Raw genomic sequence first — 16,883 nt, 5'->3', positions numbered from 1 at the left:
GTCTTACTTTCCCCATTCTTCCTGCGCCCGGTTCCGGGCTTCGGCGTCCAGTTGATTGGACCCTTTGGCATATCCGCTCGCCTCCGAGGCGCGCACCAGTTTCAGGTAGGCCAGAACCCCCATGATCAGCCCCGCAAAGGCCAGGATCGCTGCAATCGTCAGTTGGCCTTCGGTCAGATCGTCCGAGGTCAGGGCGATGTAGCCAAAGGCCCAGAACCCCGCCCATGCGATCACGTTGATGATGGCGATCAGCTTGGTCATGATGAACCCCACCAAGTGAACCACATCACCAATACGAACATCGCGGCAGCTGAAATCCCCATAAGCGCAATCGTATCCACCGTATCAAGTGCAGGTTCTACGCCGGGTCCGCGATACTTGCCGCCCGAATGGACAGCGATACCTGACGCAATAGCTGCAACACACGATACGGCCACGGCGAACATCAGACGGCTCCTAAACCCTCTCAATGATCTTCTCCCCAAACAGGCCCTGCGGTCGGAACACCAGAAAGATCAGCGCCAGCACATAGGCGAACCAGTTCTCGGTCGCGCCGCCAACCATCGGGCCGATGGCAAACTCGAACAGCTTCTCACCTACGCCGATGATCAGGCCGCCCACGATAGCGCCTGGGATCGAGGTGAACCCGCCCAGCATCAGCACCGGCAACGCCTTGAGGGCGATCAGCGACAGCGAGAATTGCACGCCCGACTTGGTGCCCCACATGATACCTGCGACCAGGGCGACAAATCCCGCAACCGACCAGACCATGACCCAGATGAAGTTCAAAGAGATGCCAACGGACAGCGCCGCCTGGTGGTCATCTGCTACCGCCCGCATCGCGCGACCCTGCTTTGTGTATTGGCTGAACGCGACCAGCGCCGCGACCAGAAGCGCCGCGATGACCGTCGCCACGATGTCCAGATTGTCGATGAAGAAGCCATAGCCGAAGATGTTGAACGTCGTCTCGTCAATCCACAGGTTGATCCCCTGCGGCAGGCCCACATCCAGCGTCTTGATCTCGGACCCCCACATCAGGTCGGCCACGCCTTCAAGGAAGTACGCCAGACCGATGGTCGCCATGAACAGAATGATTGGTTCCTGCCCCACCAGATGGCGCATGACGAACCGCTGCACACACCAGGCCAGCAACACCATCACACCCATCGTCAGAATGATCGCCAGCAACGCGGGCACATTCCACCCGAAATAGTGGATATGGGTGCCGAAAGTCGCGTTGATCAGATGCGCAAACGGCACCTGCCCGTTCATGATCCCGACCAGCGTCATCGCCGCGAACAGGGCCATAACCCCTTGGGCATAATTGAAAATTCCAGACGCCTTGTAGATCAGTACAAAGCCCAGAGCGACCAGCGCATAAAGCACCCCGGCCATCAGACCGTTGAGGATGACCTCCATCGCAAATACGAGTTGTTCAGGCATGTCGGCGCTCCTCAATTACCGCAGTTGGAGAATCCACCGAAAGAGGATTCCACACGAAAGAGTGTGACTTTCGATTTTCGAAGATAAACTGTTTTGATTTCTAAACTTGTCGGACCTTTGATGTCGTCTTCAATGCAACCCGCATAGGTGAAATTGGTAGTCGTAGCGGGTCTGACACGCGATAGCCCAAGATGTTCTGCAACTTGAGACAAAGATGCAGCGTGCATACCAAACTCTCGTTCGGTCACATCTTCTGCTTCGAAACTACATTGATCACTGCGGCGCCTAATTTCTTTTGTGCGAAGACGCAAAAAGACGTCGATATCGCCCTCAGCCACATGCACGCCGTCGTCCAAAATCCCTAAAAACTCAGCCCCTCGGAAGCCCCTGTATCCGCCCACCTCTAGGACAGTCTTCATGCATCGTTCTGTAACAGAGTTAATCTGTTCCGTCATTTGCGCTGATTGCACCGGTATCGCAAGGGACATCAGCACCAAAAGGGCAACAAAAAAACCAGCCGATTGTGGGCGAGAAATCCAAGAGTGACGGAACCTACTGTACGTCAAACCAGTGTTGTGTCTTAGGTTAATCATGGCTGACCCCCAGATAGGCGTCGATAACCTCTTGGTTGTTGCGCACTTCGTCAGGCGTTCCGTCACCGATCTTCTTGCCGTAATCCATCACGACCACCCGGTCGCTCAGATCCATCACAACGCCCATATCGTGTTCGATCAGGGCGATGGTGGTGCCGAATTCGTCATTCACGTCGAGGATAAAGCGGCTCATGTCCTCTTTCTCTTCGACGTTCATGCCCGCCATCGGCTCATCCAGCAGCAACAGCTTGGGCTCCGCCGCCAGCGCGCGGGCCAGTTCGACGCGCTTTTTCAGGCCATAGGGCAAGCGCGACACCGGCGTCTTGCGGATGTGCTGAATTTCAAGGAAGTCGATGATCTTCTCGACAGCTTCACGGTTTTCTGTCTCTTCCTTCTCGGCCTTGCCCTTCCACAGTGCCTGCTGAAGGATATTGGTCTTCATGTACCCCAGCCGCCCGGTCATCACGTTGTCCAGAACGCTCATCCCTTCGAACAAAGCAATATTCTGGAACGTCCGGGCAATGCCCTGCTGCGCCACCTCAAAGGGCCGCATCGGCGGGCGCCTGGACCCATGAAACCAGACCTCGCCCTCTTGCGGAACATAGAAGCCCGAGATCACGTTCAGCATCGAGGATTTACCGGCGCCATTGGGCCCGATGATCGCACGGATCTCACCCTCGCGAATGTCGAACGAGATATCCTTGATCGCCACCACACCACCAAAGCGCAGGGTGATGTTCTTCATTTCCATCACCACACCGCCGATCTTGCGACCGTCTTCGGTGACATATCCTTCGGAATTATCCAGCATCGGTCACTCCCTGACTTGCGCGAAAACGGGACGGCGGGCGGGGCGATGACCGCAGGTCGAGCGGCGCTCGTACGGCCCTCATTCTGCGGCAACCTTGTGTTGGGCGACGGGAACAACCGGTGCATCGACGATTTCCAGCGTCGCCGAGATCGACCCCTTGCGCCCATCCTCATAGGTCACCTCGGTCGTGGTCGAAACCGTCTTGGAACCGTCATAAAGCGCGGCAATGATGTCGCTGAACTTGTCCTCGACAAACCCGCGCCGCACCTTTCGGGTCCGGGTCATCTCGCCATCATCTGCATCCAGTTCCTTGTGCAGAACCACAAAGCGGTGCACCTGACAGCCAGACAGCATCTCGTCAGCGGCAACCGACTTGTTCACCTCTTCCACATGGGCCTTGATCGTCTCTAACACGCGCGGATGTCCCGCCAGTTCCTGATACGAGGCATAGGCCACGTTGTTGCGCTCGGCCCAGTTGCCGACCGCGGTCAGATCGATATTGATGAAGGCCACGCAGCGATCCTTGCCATTGCCGAACAGCACCGCCTCCAGAATATCGGGATAGAACTTCAGCTTGTTCTCGACATATTTCGGCGCGAACATCGACCCGTCTGCCATCTTGCCCACGTCCTTGGCGCGGTCGATGATCCGCAGATGACCCGAGCGTTCCTCGATGAACCCCGCGTCGCCCGTGGCCACCCAACCCTCGGGGTCCTTGGTTGATGCGGTCGAGTCCGGGTTCTTGTAATACTCGACGAACACGCCGGGCGAGCGATAGTAGATCTCGCCATTGTCGGCGATCTTCAGCTCGACATCCGGGGCCGGGACGCCAACGGTGTCGGCGCGCACCTCGCCGTCGGGCTGGACGGTGATGAACACGGTCGCCTCGGTCTGGCCATAGAGCTGTTTGAGGTTGATCCCCAGCGAGCGGTAGAACTCGAAGATCTCGGGCCCGATCGCCTCGCCCGCGGTGTAACCCACGCGGATCCGGCCATAGCCCAGCGTATCCTTGAGCGGCCCATAGACCAGCATGTTGCCGATCGCGTATTTCAGGCGGTCCATGAAGCCGACGGGTTGGCCATCCAGGATGCGCCCGCCCACCTTCTTGGCGTGGTCCATGAAAAAGTTGAACATCCGCTGCTTGAGCGCGCTGGCATCCTGCATGCGGATCATCACATTGGTCAGCTGGGTCTCGAACACGCGCGGCGGGGCGAAGAAATAGGTCGGCCCGATCTCGCGCAGGTCGGTCATCATCGTGTCTGCGCTTTCGGGGCAGTTCACGCAGAACCCGCACCAATAAGCCTGACCGATGGAAAAGATGAAATCACCAACCCAGGCCATCGGCAGATAGGACAGGATGTCTTCGTTCCGGGTCAGGTGATCGAACTCGGCCGAGTTCCTGGCGCTTTCGATCACGTTGCGGTTCGACAGCACCACGCCCTTGGGCTTGCCCGTGGTGCCCGAGGTATAGAGCATCACGCAGGTGTCGTCATAGGTGATCTCACCGATGCGCCTGTCCAGTTCGGCGTCGAAACGCGCATGACCGGCGCTGCCCTCGGCCTTGATGTCATCAAGGGCATTCATCTGGCTGTGGTCGTATTTCCGCATCCCCCGCTTGTCGGTATAGAGGATGTGTTTGACCTGATGCAGGTTTTCCTGAATCTCGATGACCTTGTCGACCTGCTCCTGATCGCCGCAGACGACATATTTCGCGCCGCAGTGTTCCAGCACATAGGCCATCTCTTCGGCAACCGCGTCCTGATAGAGAGGAACCGGAACGGCACCGACCATCTGCGCCGCAACCATTGACCAGTAATGTGCCGGACGGTTGCGCCCGATCACGGCGATGTGGTCACCCTTTTCAACGCCAAGTTCAAGAAATCCCAGCGCCAACGCGCGGATCTCGGCGGCCGTTTCCGCCCAGGTCCAGCATTGCCAGATCCCGAATTCCTTTTCGCGGTAAGCCGGGGCATCCCCGAACTGCGTCGCATTGCGGTGTAGCAGCGCCGGAAGGGAGTGCATCCCCTCGGCGCCCGACTGCGTCTGAGCCAATTCTATCTCTCCTCCCCATCCGGCCCGAGTTTGGGCCGGAACGGCACCGCCGGGTCAGACCCGCGCGCCGCTGCCCCGATTAAGGACAAGGAGAAAGATCAGCGTCAACTTTTTCGTGATGTTTTCCGGAATCTTACGAATTGTTACAACCAATCCCGCAAAATCGGGATCAGTGGCACATCCGCCGCTGGCATCGGGTAGTTGCGCAAGTCATTCGCCCGCACCCATTTCAGCGCCTGACCCTCTTTCGACTGCGGGATGCCCCCCCATTTGCGGCAGGCAAACAGTGGCATCAGCAGGTGGAAATCGTCATAGCTGTGGCTGGCGAAGGTCAGCGGCGCAAGGCAGGATGCCCAGGTGTCGATGCCCAGTTCCTCGTGCAATTCGCGGATCAGGGCGGCCTCGGGGGTTTCGCCCGGCTCGATCTTGCCGCCGGGAAATTCCCACAGACCGGCCATGGATTTGCCTTCCGGGCGTTGGGCCAGCAACACGCGGCCCTCGATGTCGATCAGGGCGACAGCAGATACCAGTAAGGTCTTCACGAGCGATAATCCGCGTTGATCTCGATATACCCGTGAGTCAGATCGCAGGTCCAGACGGTGGATTTCCCCTCGCCCAGCCCCAGATCGACCGCAATCACGAGGTCCTGACCTTTCATATAGGCGGCGGCGTCTTCCTCGCGATAATCCGGGCTGACCCAGCCTTTTTCCGCCACCAGGATATCTCCGAAGGAAATGCTCAGCAGGTCACGGTCGGCAGCGGCGCCGGATTTGCCGATGGCCATGACGATGCGGCCCCAGTTCGGGTCCTCGCCCGCGATCGCGGTCTTGACCAAGGGCGAGTTGGCGATGGACAGACCATGCACCTTGGCATCCGAATCCGAAGCGGCACCGGTCACGCGGATTTCCACGAATTTGGTGGCGCCTTCGCCGTCGCGCACCACTTGTTGCGCGAGGTCCAGCATCACCGTTTCAAGCGCCTCTGCGAAAGCGGCGTTGCCGGTGGCATCGACGCCCGAGGCTCCGGTCGCGCAGAGAAGAAGGCTGTCGGAGGTCGAAGTGTCGCTGTCCACAGTGATGCAGTTGAAGGTGCGGTCTGTCTGGGCGCTCAGCATTTCCTGCAACGCGGATTGCTCGACCTGAGCGTCGGTGAAGATATAGACCAGCATCGTCGCCATGTCTGGCGCGATCATGCCAGACCCCTTCGCAATCCCTGCAATAGAGACTGTTTTGTCGCCGATTTCGACCTGTGCACCCGCCCCTTTCGGGAACGTGTCCGTCGTCATGATCGCCCGCGCGGCGTCTTCGATTGCATGGCGGCTGAGGCCGGATTTCAACGCCTCAAGCTTCGAGATGATGCGATCATGCGGCAGCGGTTCACCGATGACTCCGGTGGATGAGGTAAAGACCCGCTCGACCGGGACACCGGTCGCTTTGGAAACGGCCTGCGTCACCTCGGCAACCGATGTCTGGCCGTAATGCCCGGTAAAGGCGTTGGCGTTGCCCGAGTTCACAAGGATCGCAGCGGGTCTGTCGCTGGGGCCGCCGATTTTCTCCTGACAATCCAGAACCGGTGCCGCACGGGTGGCCGAGCGGGTGAAGACGCCCGCCACCGACGTGCCCGGATCAAGAACAGCCAGCATGACATCCGTGCGGCCCTGATAGCGCACACCCGCTTCGACGGTGGCAAAACGCACACCGTCAATCGCAGGCAGTTCAGGGAAAGACGCGGGCGCCAGCGGCGAAACCTTTGTGATCGTGGCCACGGGTCTTTACTCCTGAATCAGGTCCAGCTGGCGCATGATCTCGGGGCCTGCGCCTTCCAGCGCGGGGCGTTCGATCTGTGCCTGCTGGGTCAACTCGTCGATCCGCGCCTGAATGGCCTCTTGCTGAATGGATTGCGCCAGCTCATCGCGCACCGCGTCCAGTTCGGGGGCTTCGGTTTTGCGCTTGTCGTTCAGCTTGACCAGATGCCAGCCAAATTGAGTTTGCACCGGATCCGACACCTGCCCTTTTTCCAGCGCGATCACTGCCGCCTCGAATTCGGGTACCATCTGGCCTTTTCCGAACCATCCCAGCGCGCCACCGTTCGGGCCGGACGGACCGGTCGAGTTCTCGCGGGCGAGTTCCGCAAAATCGGCACCATCATCAAGCTGTGCCTTGAGCGCTTTGGCTTCTTCTTCCGATTCCACCAGAATATGGCTGGCGTCGAATTCGTCTTCACCCGCAAATTCATTGAAACGCGCATCGTAAGCGGCCTGAATGGCTTCGTCGGTAACAACATCGCTGGTCAGGGCCGCGACCGTCTGAACCGCCTGAAGCGACCGCTTTTCATTGTCGAGTGTCAGCGCGTTCCGCTTGTTCAGGCCATCCTGTTGCTGTCCCAGCAATTGCTGCTGGATCAGCTGTTCCAGAACGAAGTCGAACAGCACGTCGTCTTCCGCCTGCTGATATTGCGGTGGCAGAGAAGCGACGGTGGCGATCACGTGACCCAATGTGATCTCATCCCCGTTTACCCGAGCGACAACGGTCGACGCATCCGGCTGGTTTTCGGCGGCCAGCGGCAGGGCCATCACGGCGGCCAGGGCCAGCGATGGCAGAAAAGTGAGACCTTTGGGCATTGAATCATCCTATTTTCTTGCCGCGACAGGGCGCGGCGTTGACACTCTGGAACCTGCCGCTTACATCGCTTTGAAGCCTTGGACAGGGCCGCCTTTCACCCCCCGTATCTATGGGTTGCGCGCAAGGTGGGCAAGCCTGTCGCAACCACGAAAAGAACAGATCCTCTGGAGTGAACATGCTGGGACTCGGAACGCTCGCCAAAAAGGTGTTCGGAACACCGAACGACCGCAAGATCAAGGCGACCCGCCCTCTGGTCGAAAAGATCAATGCGCTGGAACCAGAGTTTGAAAAGCTTTCAGATCAAGGTCTGATCGACAAGACCGAAGACCTGCGCAAGCGCGCGCTGGATGGCGAAAGCCTGGACGACCTGCTGCCCGAGGCCTTTGCCAACGTACGCGAAGGCGCCAAGCGCGCACTTGGCCTGCGGGCCTTTGACGTGCAGCTGATGGGCGGCATTTTCCTGCATCAGGGCAACATCGCGGAAATGAAGACGGGCGAGGGCAAGACTCTGGTCGCCACCTTCCCGGCTTATCTGAACGCACTGACCGGCAAAGGCGTGCACGTCGTCACGGTGAACGAATACCTGGCCAAGCGTGACGCGGAATGGATGGGCAAGGTTTTTGCGGCCGTGGGCATGACCACCGGCGTGATCTGGTCCGGCCAGCCCGATGCGGAAAAACTGGCCGCGTATTCCCGTGACATCACGTATGCCACCAACAATGAGCTGGGCTTCGACTATCTGCGCGACAACATGAAGGCGGATCTGGAGCAGGTTTACCAGAAACATCACAACTTTGCGATCGTGGACGAGGTCGACTCGATCCTGATCGATGAAGCGCGGACGCCGCTGATCATCTCGGGTCCTGCGCAGGACCGGTCTGACCTGTACACCGCGATTGATGCCCTGATCCCGACGCTGAGCGAAGATCATTACACCCTGGACGAAAAATCGCGCAATGTGACCTTCACCGATGAAGGCAACGAATTTCTTGAGGCACAGTTGCTTCAGGCCGGCCTGATTCCCGAAGGCCATTCCCTGTATGATCCGGAAAGCACCACCGTCGTGCATCACGTCAACCAGGCGCTGCGTGCACACAAGCTGTTCCAGCGCGACAAGGATTACATCGTGCGCGACGGCAATGTCGTATTGATCGATGAATTCACCGGCCGCATGATGCCGGGCCGTCGCCTGTCCGAAGGTCTGCATCAGGCGATCGAAGCCAAGGAAAAGGTTCAGATCCAGCCGGAAAACGTCACGTTGGCCAGCGTGACATTCCAGAACTATTTCCGCCTGTATGACAAACTGAGCGGCATGACCGGCACCGCGCTGACCGAAGCCGAAGAATTTGCCGAGATCTACGGTCTGGGCGTGGTCGAAGTTCCGACCAATCTGCCGATTGCCCGTATCGACGAAGATGATCAGGTCTATCGTACGGCCGCCGAAAAATACAACGCGATGATCGCCGAGACGAAAAAGGCGCAGGAAAAGGGCCAGCCGGTTCTGCTGGGGACCACGTCGATCGAAAAATCCGAACTGCTCAGCCAGATGCTGACCAAGGAAGGTATCAAGCACAACGTTCTGAACGCCCGCCAGCACGAACAAGAGGCACAGATCGTTGCTGATGCCGGTCGTCTGGGCGCGGTAACCATCGCCACCAACATGGCCGGTCGCGGCACCGACATTCAGCTTGGCGGCAATGTAGAGATGAAGGTGCTGAAAGCGATTGCCGAGAATCCAGACGCGGATCCTTCTGAACTGCGGGCCGCCGAAGAAGCACGCCACGCCGAGGAAAAGGAAAAGGTTCTGGCTGCTGGCGGCCTTTACGTCATGGCATCCGAACGCCACGAAAGCCGTCGAATCGACAACCAGCTGCGCGGCCGTTCCGGCCGTCAGGGCGATCCGGGCCGAACGGTGTTTTACCTGAGCCTCGAGGATGACCTGATGCGCATCTTCGGCTCGGAACGGCTGGACAAGGTATTGACCACGCTGGGCATGAAGGAAGGCGAGGCGATCATTCACCCCTGGGTGAACAAATCGCTGGAACGCGCGCAATCCAAGGTCGAAGGCCGCAACTTTGACATGCGCAAGAACGTTCTGAAGTTCGACGACGTGATGAACGACCAGCGGAAGGTGATCTTCAGCCAGCGCCGCGAAATCATGTCTGCGAACGACCTGTCCGAGATCGTCTCGGATATGCGCGAACAGGTGATTGACGACCTGATTGACGAATACATGCCGCCGAAATCCTATGCGGATCAGTGGGATACCGAGGGCCTGCACGAGGCGATAAAGGACAAGCTGAACATGGACGTCCCGGTTCAGGACTGGGCCGCCGAAGAAGGCGTGGATGACGAGCAGGTGCGCGAACGTCTGATCAAGGCTGCGGATGAGATGATGGCGCAGAAGGCCGTCGCCTTTGGCCCTGAAAACATGCGCAACATCGAAAAGCAGGTTCTGCTTCAGACCATCGACAGCAAATGGCGCGAGCATCTGCTGACCCTGGAACATCTGCGCTCGGTCGTTGGGTTCCGCGGTTATGCCCAGCGCGATCCTCTGAACGAATACAAGAACGAAAGCTTCCAGCTGTTCGAAAGCATGCTGGATTCCCTGCGCGAAACCGTGACACAGCAATTGTCACGCGTACGTCCGCTGACCGAAGAAGAACAGAAAGAAATGCTGGCGCAGATGGCAGGGCAGCAGGCGCAGGCGCAGGAGGCCGTGGACAAGGCCGCGAAACAGGCCGAAGCCAAGGCCGAGGCTGCGGCTTCGGGCGATGCGCTTCCCGGGTTCGACGAAAGCGATCCATCGACCTGGGGCAACCCGTCGCGAAATGATCCGTGCCCGTGTGGCTCGGGCAAGAAGTTCAAACACTGCCATGGCCGACTGACCTAACGTCACCCTCCGAATCCACAATGTGTTCGTCTCGCGGCCACAAATTGGCCGCGATTCGTGGCGAATGTGCGATTTGCTCCTTCAACTGGGGAGGGTGTCTTGTTTGTAGTTCGAAACTACGTGACCATGTGCGGCACGGTCGCTTGTGCTTTGGGCATAGGCTACCTGATGCAGAACGGACCAACCGCGCAGCCGGCGAACGCGGGGGATAGTGTTGATGTTGCCTCGGCATCTCAGCAATCTTCGGTTTTGTCGGGGTTGGATGCTATCGTACTGACTTCGGCTCCGGCGTCTGACGCAGATTCCGGGGCGGCAGCGCCCGAACCCCGCGCGGTGCCGTCAGCCCCGAAAACGACGGATTGCAACATCAGCGCGCGCGCCGTCGCCGTCCCCGGCGCCATGGCACAGCTGTCGCTGCGGGCACCCTGCCACCGAAACGAACGCGTTGAAATTCATCACAGCGGCCTGACGGTCAGCCAGAACACTGACGATTACGGTGCCTTGGGCATGACCATCCCGGCACTGTCGGAATACGCGATTTTCCTGATTTCATTCGAAGATGAAACCGGTACGGTCGCCACTACTCACGTGACCGACATTGCCGAATATGACCGCGTCGTCCTGCAATGGCAGGGTGATACCGAGTTGCAGATTCACGCGCTGGAATTCGGGGCAAGCTATGGCAGCAGCGGCCATGTGTGGGATGAGTCCTCGGCAAATGGCGCAGGAGAGGTTCTGCGCCTGGGCCAGACGGGTCTGGGCAGTGCCAAGAATATCGAAGTCTATTCTTTTCCGACAGGCGCGTCGGGCCGGTCCGGCACCATCGACCTGACGGTCGAAGCCGAAGTAACCGAAGCCAACTGCGGGCAAACGCTGAATGTGCAGGCGCTGGAACTTCTGTCAGATAGCCGCCTGCGGTCGCGCGACATGTCCCTGACCCTTCCGGATTGTTCGCAGGCCGGTGAGTTTCTAGTGTTGAATAATCTGCTCTCAGACCTGACAATTGCGGCAAAGTAATCCGCAGGCAGGCTCGACTCTCTTATGACTTTCTTTCGTGCGGCTGTGACCGCGCTGTTTACCGTTGCAGGTGCGACCTGTGCAATGGCGCAGGACATCACGCTGAAGTCTCATGACGGCAAGGTCGAAGTAACAGGCAACCTGCTGGGCTTTGACGGCGAATTCTACCGCGTTGATACGCAGTTCGGTGAGTTGACCGTTGATGGTTCGGGCGTCACATGCGACGGACCTGCGTGCCCCAGCCTGACGGATTTCGTAGCCGAGTTGTGGTTTTCCGGATCGTCTGTCACGGCCGAAACGGTCCTGCCCGCCCTGATCATCGGGTTTGCGCGGCAGGAAGATCTGACCGCAACGCCTGCCCGCGTGGATTCGGACACCTTCGTCTATGAACTTTTTCAGTCAGGCCGTGACGCCCCGTTGGCGCGGTTCTACTTTGACGTTGGGACCACGGATCGTGGATTCGCCAAGCTGATCGAAGACCAGACAGATATCGTGATGGCCCTGCGCGAAGTACGCGAGGCAGAGCGGGATGCAGCCGAAGCCGCGGGGCTGGGTGATTTGAAACGGGCCCGGCGATCCAGGGTTGTTGCATTGGACGCCATGGTTCCGGTGGTGGCGCCCGATAGTGTGATGCGTCAGATTTCGCTGGCCGATTTGGCGCGCATTCTGTCAGGTGAAGTGAAGAACTGGGTGGACCTGGGCGGGCCGGATGCTCCGATCGCCTTGCATGTGCCGGATCCGGGTTCGGGGCTGGCGCAGGCTGTCGAGGATCAGGTATTGAAGACCGCTGGTGTGGAACTGACCGATACCGCAATTCGTCATATTCGAACAAGCGACCTGACCAAGGCCGTGGCAAAAGACCCGTTTTCCATCGGAATCGCCAGCAAGGCGACAGCCGGCGATACCCGCGCCCTGCCGTTGACCGGAGGGTGTGGGCATCCGCTGACCGCAACCCGTCAATCGATCAAGACCGAAGATTATCCGCTGAATCTGCCGATGTTCCTGTATCTGCCCGAACGCCGCCTGCCGCGGATCGCACGGCAGTTTCTGGCCTTTAGTCTAAGCCCCGGGGCCCAGATGGCCATTCGTGACGCAGGTTATGTGGATCAGTCGCCTGAAACCTTGCCGGTTGGCGTACAAGGCGACCGGCTTGCCAATGCCATCGCCACCGGAGGGCCCGAAGTTGGGCTGGACGAGCTTCAGCGCATGATCGAAACCCTGCGCCCGCTGTCGCGCCTGTCCCTGTCGGTTCGGTTCGAGCCCGGATCATCCCGTCCGGATGCGCAGTCACGCTCCAATATTCAGCAACTGGCACATATGCTTGACGCCGGAACACTGAAGGCACGCAAGCTGGTGTTTGCCGGCTTCAGCGACGGGGATGGCGGGGCCGCCACCAACGCCCGCATTGCCCTGCGGCGTGCACAGACCGTACGAAACGCGGTTCTGGCTGCGGCCGAGACATCGATATCAGACAGTATCGAGGTGGTCGCGGAAGGGTTTGGCGAAGCAATGCCGATGGCCTGTGACGACACCGAATGGGGCCGCAAGGTCAACCGCCGGGTTGAAATCTGGGTGCAGTGAAGGTCACAGATACCCTTCGGAGCGAAAGCTCAACTCGGTCGATTTTCCAATGATCAGGTGGTCGTGAAGGGTCAGGCCCAACGCCGAACAGGCATCCTGAATACGGTTTGTCATGTCGATATCCGATTGCGAGGGCGTCGGATCACCCGACGGGTGGTTGTGCACCAGAATCAGGGCCGAGGCATTCAGTTCCAGCGCTCGTTTGGCAACCTCGCGCGGGTAAACCGGCACGTGATCCACGGTGCCCTTGGCCTGTTCCTCATCCGCGATCATTACGTTCTTGCGGTCCAGATAGAACACGCGAAACTGTTCGATCTCACGATGTGCCATCGTGGTGTGACAATAATCCAGCAGTGCATCCCAGCCCGAGATCACATGCCGCTGCATCACCCGGGCGCGCGCCATCCGATGGGCGCAGGCCTCAAGAATTTTCAGGTCGGTAACGACGGTATCGCCAACGCCCTTGATCTGGCGCAGTCGTTCCTCGGGCGCGGTCAGGACACGATTGAAATCACCAAAAGTGTCCATCAACGCCCGCGCCAGTGGCTTCACATCCTGCCGGGGAATGGACCGGAACAGAACCAGCTCCAGCAGTTCGTAATCCGGCATCGCCGCGGACCCGCCGGTCATGAACCGTTCGCGCAGCCGCTTGCGGTGGTCTTTTATGTAGGAGGGTAGCCGACCAGAGGGCAGCGGCTGCGCCGGCGCTTCGTCCGTATCAAACAGCATCGGGGCTTCGGCAAAGGCGTCCTGTGTCATGGGCTCACCCTGACCCAGAATCGGTTTCTGATTGGTTAACGCATCTCGCCCGCCATGCGTGCCGTGGCCCGACGGACAACCATGTGCAGAAGGATCGAGAACACACCCAGCGTCAGCATCGCGGCAAACATGAGATCGGTCTTGGCACGCCCATTGGCCAGCAGCATCAGATATCCCAACCCCTGCGACGAGCCGACCCATTCACCGATCACTGCCCCAATCGGAGCATACACCGCCGCCAACCGCATCCCCGACGCCAGCGAGGGCAGCGCCGCCGGGATACGGATATGCCACAATACGGCGCGCTTGCTGGCCTGCATCGTTCGGACCAGATCCAGATATCCCGAAGGGGTGCGCATCAGCCCGTCGAAGAAAGACGAGGTGATGGGGAAATAGATGATCAACACCGCCATGGCGACCTTGGACCAGAGCCCATAGCCCAGCCACAGCGTCAGCAACGGTGCCAATGCGAAAACCGGCAGAGCCTGCGTGAACACGAGCATCGGCTGCACCAGCACCCGCGCCGCCCGCGAATTCGCCAGTTGCAACGCGGTGACGACACCCAGCAGCGTCCCGCACGCCATACCGATCACCACTTCGATCGCGGTGATCCAGGTGTGCTCGGCGATCACCCAGCGGTTCTGCCACCAGGTTTCGGCCACGACGGCGGGTCCGGGCAGGATGAACTTAGGCAATCCGGTCAGGGTCACGATGCCCTGCCAAATCAGCAAGGCAAACAAAGTTGCGGCCAATGCAGAAAAATACCTCATGGCGCGCCCTCGCGGAGAAGACGCAGCAAGGCACCCTGGGTTTCCAGTGTCTCCAGATCATCCACGCGGCGCGGGGCCGGGGCCCGGGGCGGATCGCAGGGCGTCAATCCGTGCTGCGTCATCACCACGATGGATTGCCCCAAACGCGCAGCTTCCGCCGGATCATGGGTCACAAGAAGGACGGTGCGCCCGTTCAAAGCTTCGGCGGCCAGATCCTGCATGTCAGCGCGGGTGCGGGCATCGAGCGCCGAAAAGGGTTCGTCCAGCAAAACAACGGGACGATCTTCCATCAAGGTCCGGGCCAAAGCGACACGCTGGCGTTGCCCACCGGACAACGCGTTGGGCTTCTTGTTCATGTGATCCTGCAACCGCATACGTTTTATAAGGCGGTCGCGTCGATCAAGATCAACGGTTTCACCACGCAAACGCGCGCCCAGCGAGACATTCTGCGCGACGGTCGCCCAAGGCAACAGAAGATCATCCTGCGCCATGTATGAGACACGCTCAGCCACAGGCAAGCCATCACTGGCCGTGATGTGGCCAGCGAAGGCGGCCCCGGTCTCGAGCCCCGCAATCAACCTCAGAACCGTGGTTTTTCCCACGCCCGAACCGCCCAGCAGGCACGTCCACGCCCCGGCCCCAAGGGTCAGGGTCAGCGGCGCAAACAGGGTCGCGCCGTCGATTGTGGCGGTGCCGCTGATGGTCAGATCGGGCGCAGGGGTCATGGCGTCAATCCCATCTGCCAGAAGTCAATCTCAAGCTCTGTCGCCTTGCGGAAGGTCTGGCACAGTCGATCCCAGCGTGGCGAACCCTGAAAATCAGCCCCAATACGTCTTGTTAGAGCCTGATCCAGCAACTCGCCGACCGCCACACATGCGCCTTGGTAATCTTTACCGGAATACGTGTCGATCCAGCCGCGATATGTCCCGGACGTTGCCTCGGCGGACAGCCGTGTACCGATCTCGCCATATCCCATGACGCAAGGAACAAGCGCCGCCAGCAGATCCAGAAGGTCTCCGCTGTAGCCTGCTTCCAGGACAAACCGGGTATAGGCCAGATTCTCGTGACGCTCTGGCGTGGCAAACAGCTCTGCCTGCGAGATGCCTTCTGCCGCGCAGATACCGATATGCAGTTTCATCTCTTCGCTGATCAAACCGTTCACGGTTCGCGATGCGGCAAGCATTTCTTCATGCGTTTCCGATTTCACCACCGCCAGGGCCCACGCGCGGCTGAAGTGGATAAGGAACACATAATCCTGCCGCAGATAATGCAGAAACGCCTCGCGTGGCAGCGTTCCGTCTTTCATGCCCTCTACGAAGGCGTGGCGGGTATAATCCCGCCACGGCCCCGCCGCAGCATCACGCATCAGCGCGAAGGCTTTGCCATAGTTGCTCATTGCGCGGTCACGTCGATGGCGATGTCACTGACCGGAAGGACGCTGTCGATCATCCCGCTTTCGTTCAGGAAGGTTTCGAACCGGGCATAACGACCGGCATCAAAACCTGCCGGACGCAACGCAAAACGCGGCAGTGTATCGACCCAGGCGCGGGCATTCAGCTCGTCCTGAAGTTCGGGCGAGGTGGCCGCGAAGATCTCCCAGCTTTTTTCCGGATTGTTGACGATATATTGGGTCGCTTTTTCAGTCGCGGCGAGGAACCGGGCAATCTTGTCCTTGTCCATCGTATCCGGATTGGCGACATAGATCAGTTCGTCATAAGACGGAACGCCTTCTTCCTCGATATAGAAGCAGGTGCCGGGACGACCTTCGATATCCATCTGGTTCAGCTCGAAGTTGCGATATGCGCCAATGACCGCATCCACCTGACCGGTCATCAGCGACGGCGAGAGGGAAAAGTTGACGTTGATCAGCTCAACATCGCCCAGCGCAACATCATATTTGCCCAGAACGGTGCCAAGGATGGCTTCTTCGACCCCTGCAACCGAGAACCCGATTTTTTTACCCTTGAGGTCGGCCGGCGACTTGATTGGCCCGTCTTCCAGCACCAGAAGGCAGTTCAGTGGCGTCGCAACCAACGTGCCGACACGCTTCAGTGGCAGGCCCTCGTGAATCTGCAAGTGCAATTGCGGCTGGTAAGACACCGCCAGATCGGCTTGACCGGCAGCCACCAAACGGGGCGGGGCGGACGGGTCGGCGGGCGGAACGATCTCGACCTCAAGCCCTTGTTCGGCAAAATAGCCGTTTTCCTGCGCCACGATGATGGGACCATGATCAGGGTTGATGAACCAGTCCAGCAGGACGGTCATTTTGTCTTCGGCCCATGCCGGCGCGGCGGCCAGAAGGGCGATGGCTGTCATCAGCTTTTTCATGTCTCGCGTTTCCCT

The 16,883-nt window shown here is 59.3% G+C and carries 17 protein-coding genes; 3 read left to right on the top strand and 14 right to left on the bottom strand.

Features of this window, described 5'->3' with window-relative positions; genetic code table 11:
• Nucleotides 1-3 precede the first annotated feature (3 nt).
• The 9 genes from ACR0DJ_RS15775 to ACR0DJ_RS15735 form a co-directional block, all read right to left on the bottom strand.
• Entirely contained in the window at nt 4-261 is a 258-nt protein-coding gene (locus tag ACR0DJ_RS15775) for a hypothetical protein (protein WP_480486140.1), read from the bottom strand.
• Nucleotides 258-446 carry a hypothetical protein gene (locus ACR0DJ_RS15770; RefSeq protein WP_480685585.1) on the bottom strand — a complete coding sequence of 63 codons (189 nt, stop codon included), beginning with the start codon at nt 444-446 and terminating at the stop codon, nt 258-260. Before ACR0DJ_RS15770 ends, ACR0DJ_RS15775 begins: the two co-directional genes overlap by 4 nt.
• 10 nt (nt 447-456) lie before the next feature.
• Nucleotides 457-1,443: a branched-chain amino acid ABC transporter permease gene (locus tag ACR0DJ_RS15765; RefSeq protein ID WP_257599761.1), complete on the bottom strand. Its 987-nt coding sequence runs from the start codon at nt 1,441-1,443 to the stop codon at nt 457-459.
• Between the two features lie 11 nt (nt 1,444-1,454).
• Nucleotides 1,455-1,862, bottom strand: a complete 408-nt coding sequence (locus ACR0DJ_RS15760) for a hypothetical protein (protein WP_480686289.1) — start codon at nt 1,860-1,862, stop codon at nt 1,455-1,457.
• A gap of 166 nt (nt 1,863-2,028) precedes the next feature.
• Nucleotides 2,029-2,847, bottom strand: a complete 819-nt coding sequence (locus ACR0DJ_RS15755; protein ID WP_170345777.1) for an ABC transporter ATP-binding protein — start codon at nt 2,845-2,847, stop codon at nt 2,029-2,031.
• Nucleotides 2,848-2,925: 78 nt separating this feature from the next.
• The gene (locus ACR0DJ_RS15750; protein WP_170345981.1) at nt 2,926-4,869 is read right to left on the bottom strand and encodes an AMP-binding protein; all 1,944 of its coding nucleotides are present in this window, start codon (nt 4,867-4,869) and stop codon (nt 2,926-2,928) included.
• A gap of 173 nt (nt 4,870-5,042) precedes the next feature.
• Nucleotides 5,043-5,441 (bottom strand): 8-oxo-dGTP diphosphatase MutT, encoded by a 399-nt coding sequence (gene mutT / locus ACR0DJ_RS15745; protein WP_480685582.1) that lies wholly within the window; start codon nt 5,439-5,441, stop codon nt 5,043-5,045.
• Nucleotides 5,438-6,664, bottom strand: coding sequence for a bifunctional glutamate N-acetyltransferase/amino-acid acetyltransferase ArgJ (gene argJ / locus ACR0DJ_RS15740; protein ID WP_480685580.1), 1,227 nt, complete (start codon nt 6,662-6,664; stop codon nt 5,438-5,440). The genes mutT and argJ overlap by 4 nt, the downstream gene beginning before the upstream one ends.
• 6 nt (nt 6,665-6,670) lie before the next feature.
• On the bottom strand, nt 6,671-7,519 hold the full coding sequence (locus ACR0DJ_RS15735) for a peptidylprolyl isomerase (protein ID WP_170345779.1): 849 nt from the start codon (nt 7,517-7,519) through the stop codon (nt 6,671-6,673).
• A gap of 176 nt (nt 7,520-7,695) precedes the next feature.
• On the opposite strand from ACR0DJ_RS15735, the gene secA reads away from it, so the two are divergent.
• The 3 genes from secA (at nt 7,696) to ACR0DJ_RS15720 (ending at nt 13,011) form a co-directional block, all read left to right on the top strand.
• Entirely contained in the window at nt 7,696-10,413 is a 2,718-nt protein-coding gene (gene secA, locus ACR0DJ_RS15730) for a preprotein translocase subunit SecA (protein ID WP_480685578.1), read from the top strand.
• Nucleotides 10,414-10,512: 99 nt separating this feature from the next.
• Nucleotides 10,513-11,430, top strand: coding sequence for a hypothetical protein (locus ACR0DJ_RS15725; protein ID WP_425079432.1), 918 nt, complete (start codon nt 10,513-10,515; stop codon nt 11,428-11,430).
• A 24-nt stretch (nt 11,431-11,454) separates the two neighbouring features.
• Nucleotides 11,455-13,011: a phosphate ABC transporter substrate-binding/OmpA family protein gene (locus ACR0DJ_RS15720; protein ID WP_480685577.1), complete on the top strand. Its 1,557-nt coding sequence runs from the start codon at nt 11,455-11,457 to the stop codon at nt 13,009-13,011.
• 3 nt (nt 13,012-13,014) lie between these two features.
• Here the strand turns inward: ACR0DJ_RS15720 and radC are convergent, their stop codons facing one another.
• The 5 genes from radC to ACR0DJ_RS15695 are packed head-to-tail and all read right to left on the bottom strand — an operon-like array spanning nt 13,015 to nt 16,868.
• Nucleotides 13,015-13,770 carry a RadC family protein gene (gene radC, locus ACR0DJ_RS15715; protein ID WP_152459563.1) on the bottom strand — a complete coding sequence of 252 codons (756 nt, stop codon included), beginning with the start codon at nt 13,768-13,770 and terminating at the stop codon, nt 13,015-13,017.
• Nucleotides 13,771-13,805: 35 nt separating this feature from the next.
• Entirely contained in the window at nt 13,806-14,540 is a 735-nt protein-coding gene (locus ACR0DJ_RS15710) for an ABC transporter permease (protein ID WP_480685575.1), read from the bottom strand.
• Nucleotides 14,537-15,265 (bottom strand): ABC transporter ATP-binding protein, encoded by a 729-nt coding sequence (locus ACR0DJ_RS15705; RefSeq protein WP_480685573.1) that lies wholly within the window; start codon nt 15,263-15,265, stop codon nt 14,537-14,539. Before ACR0DJ_RS15705 ends, ACR0DJ_RS15710 begins: the two co-directional genes overlap by 4 nt.
• Entirely contained in the window at nt 15,262-15,936 is a 675-nt protein-coding gene (gene tenA / locus ACR0DJ_RS15700; protein WP_480685572.1) for a thiaminase II, read from the bottom strand. Before tenA ends, ACR0DJ_RS15705 begins: the two co-directional genes overlap by 4 nt.
• Nucleotides 15,933-16,868 carry an ABC transporter substrate-binding protein gene (locus tag ACR0DJ_RS15695; RefSeq protein WP_170345786.1) on the bottom strand — a complete coding sequence of 312 codons (936 nt, stop codon included), beginning with the start codon at nt 16,866-16,868 and terminating at the stop codon, nt 15,933-15,935. Before ACR0DJ_RS15695 ends, tenA begins: the two co-directional genes overlap by 4 nt.
• Nucleotides 16,869-16,883: the final 15 nt, after the last annotated feature.

This window comes from Ruegeria sp. BF10 (assembly GCF_056538725.1).
Note: the sequence above shows the minus strand (reverse complement) of the source record. Positions and strands in the feature narration are given on the sequence as shown.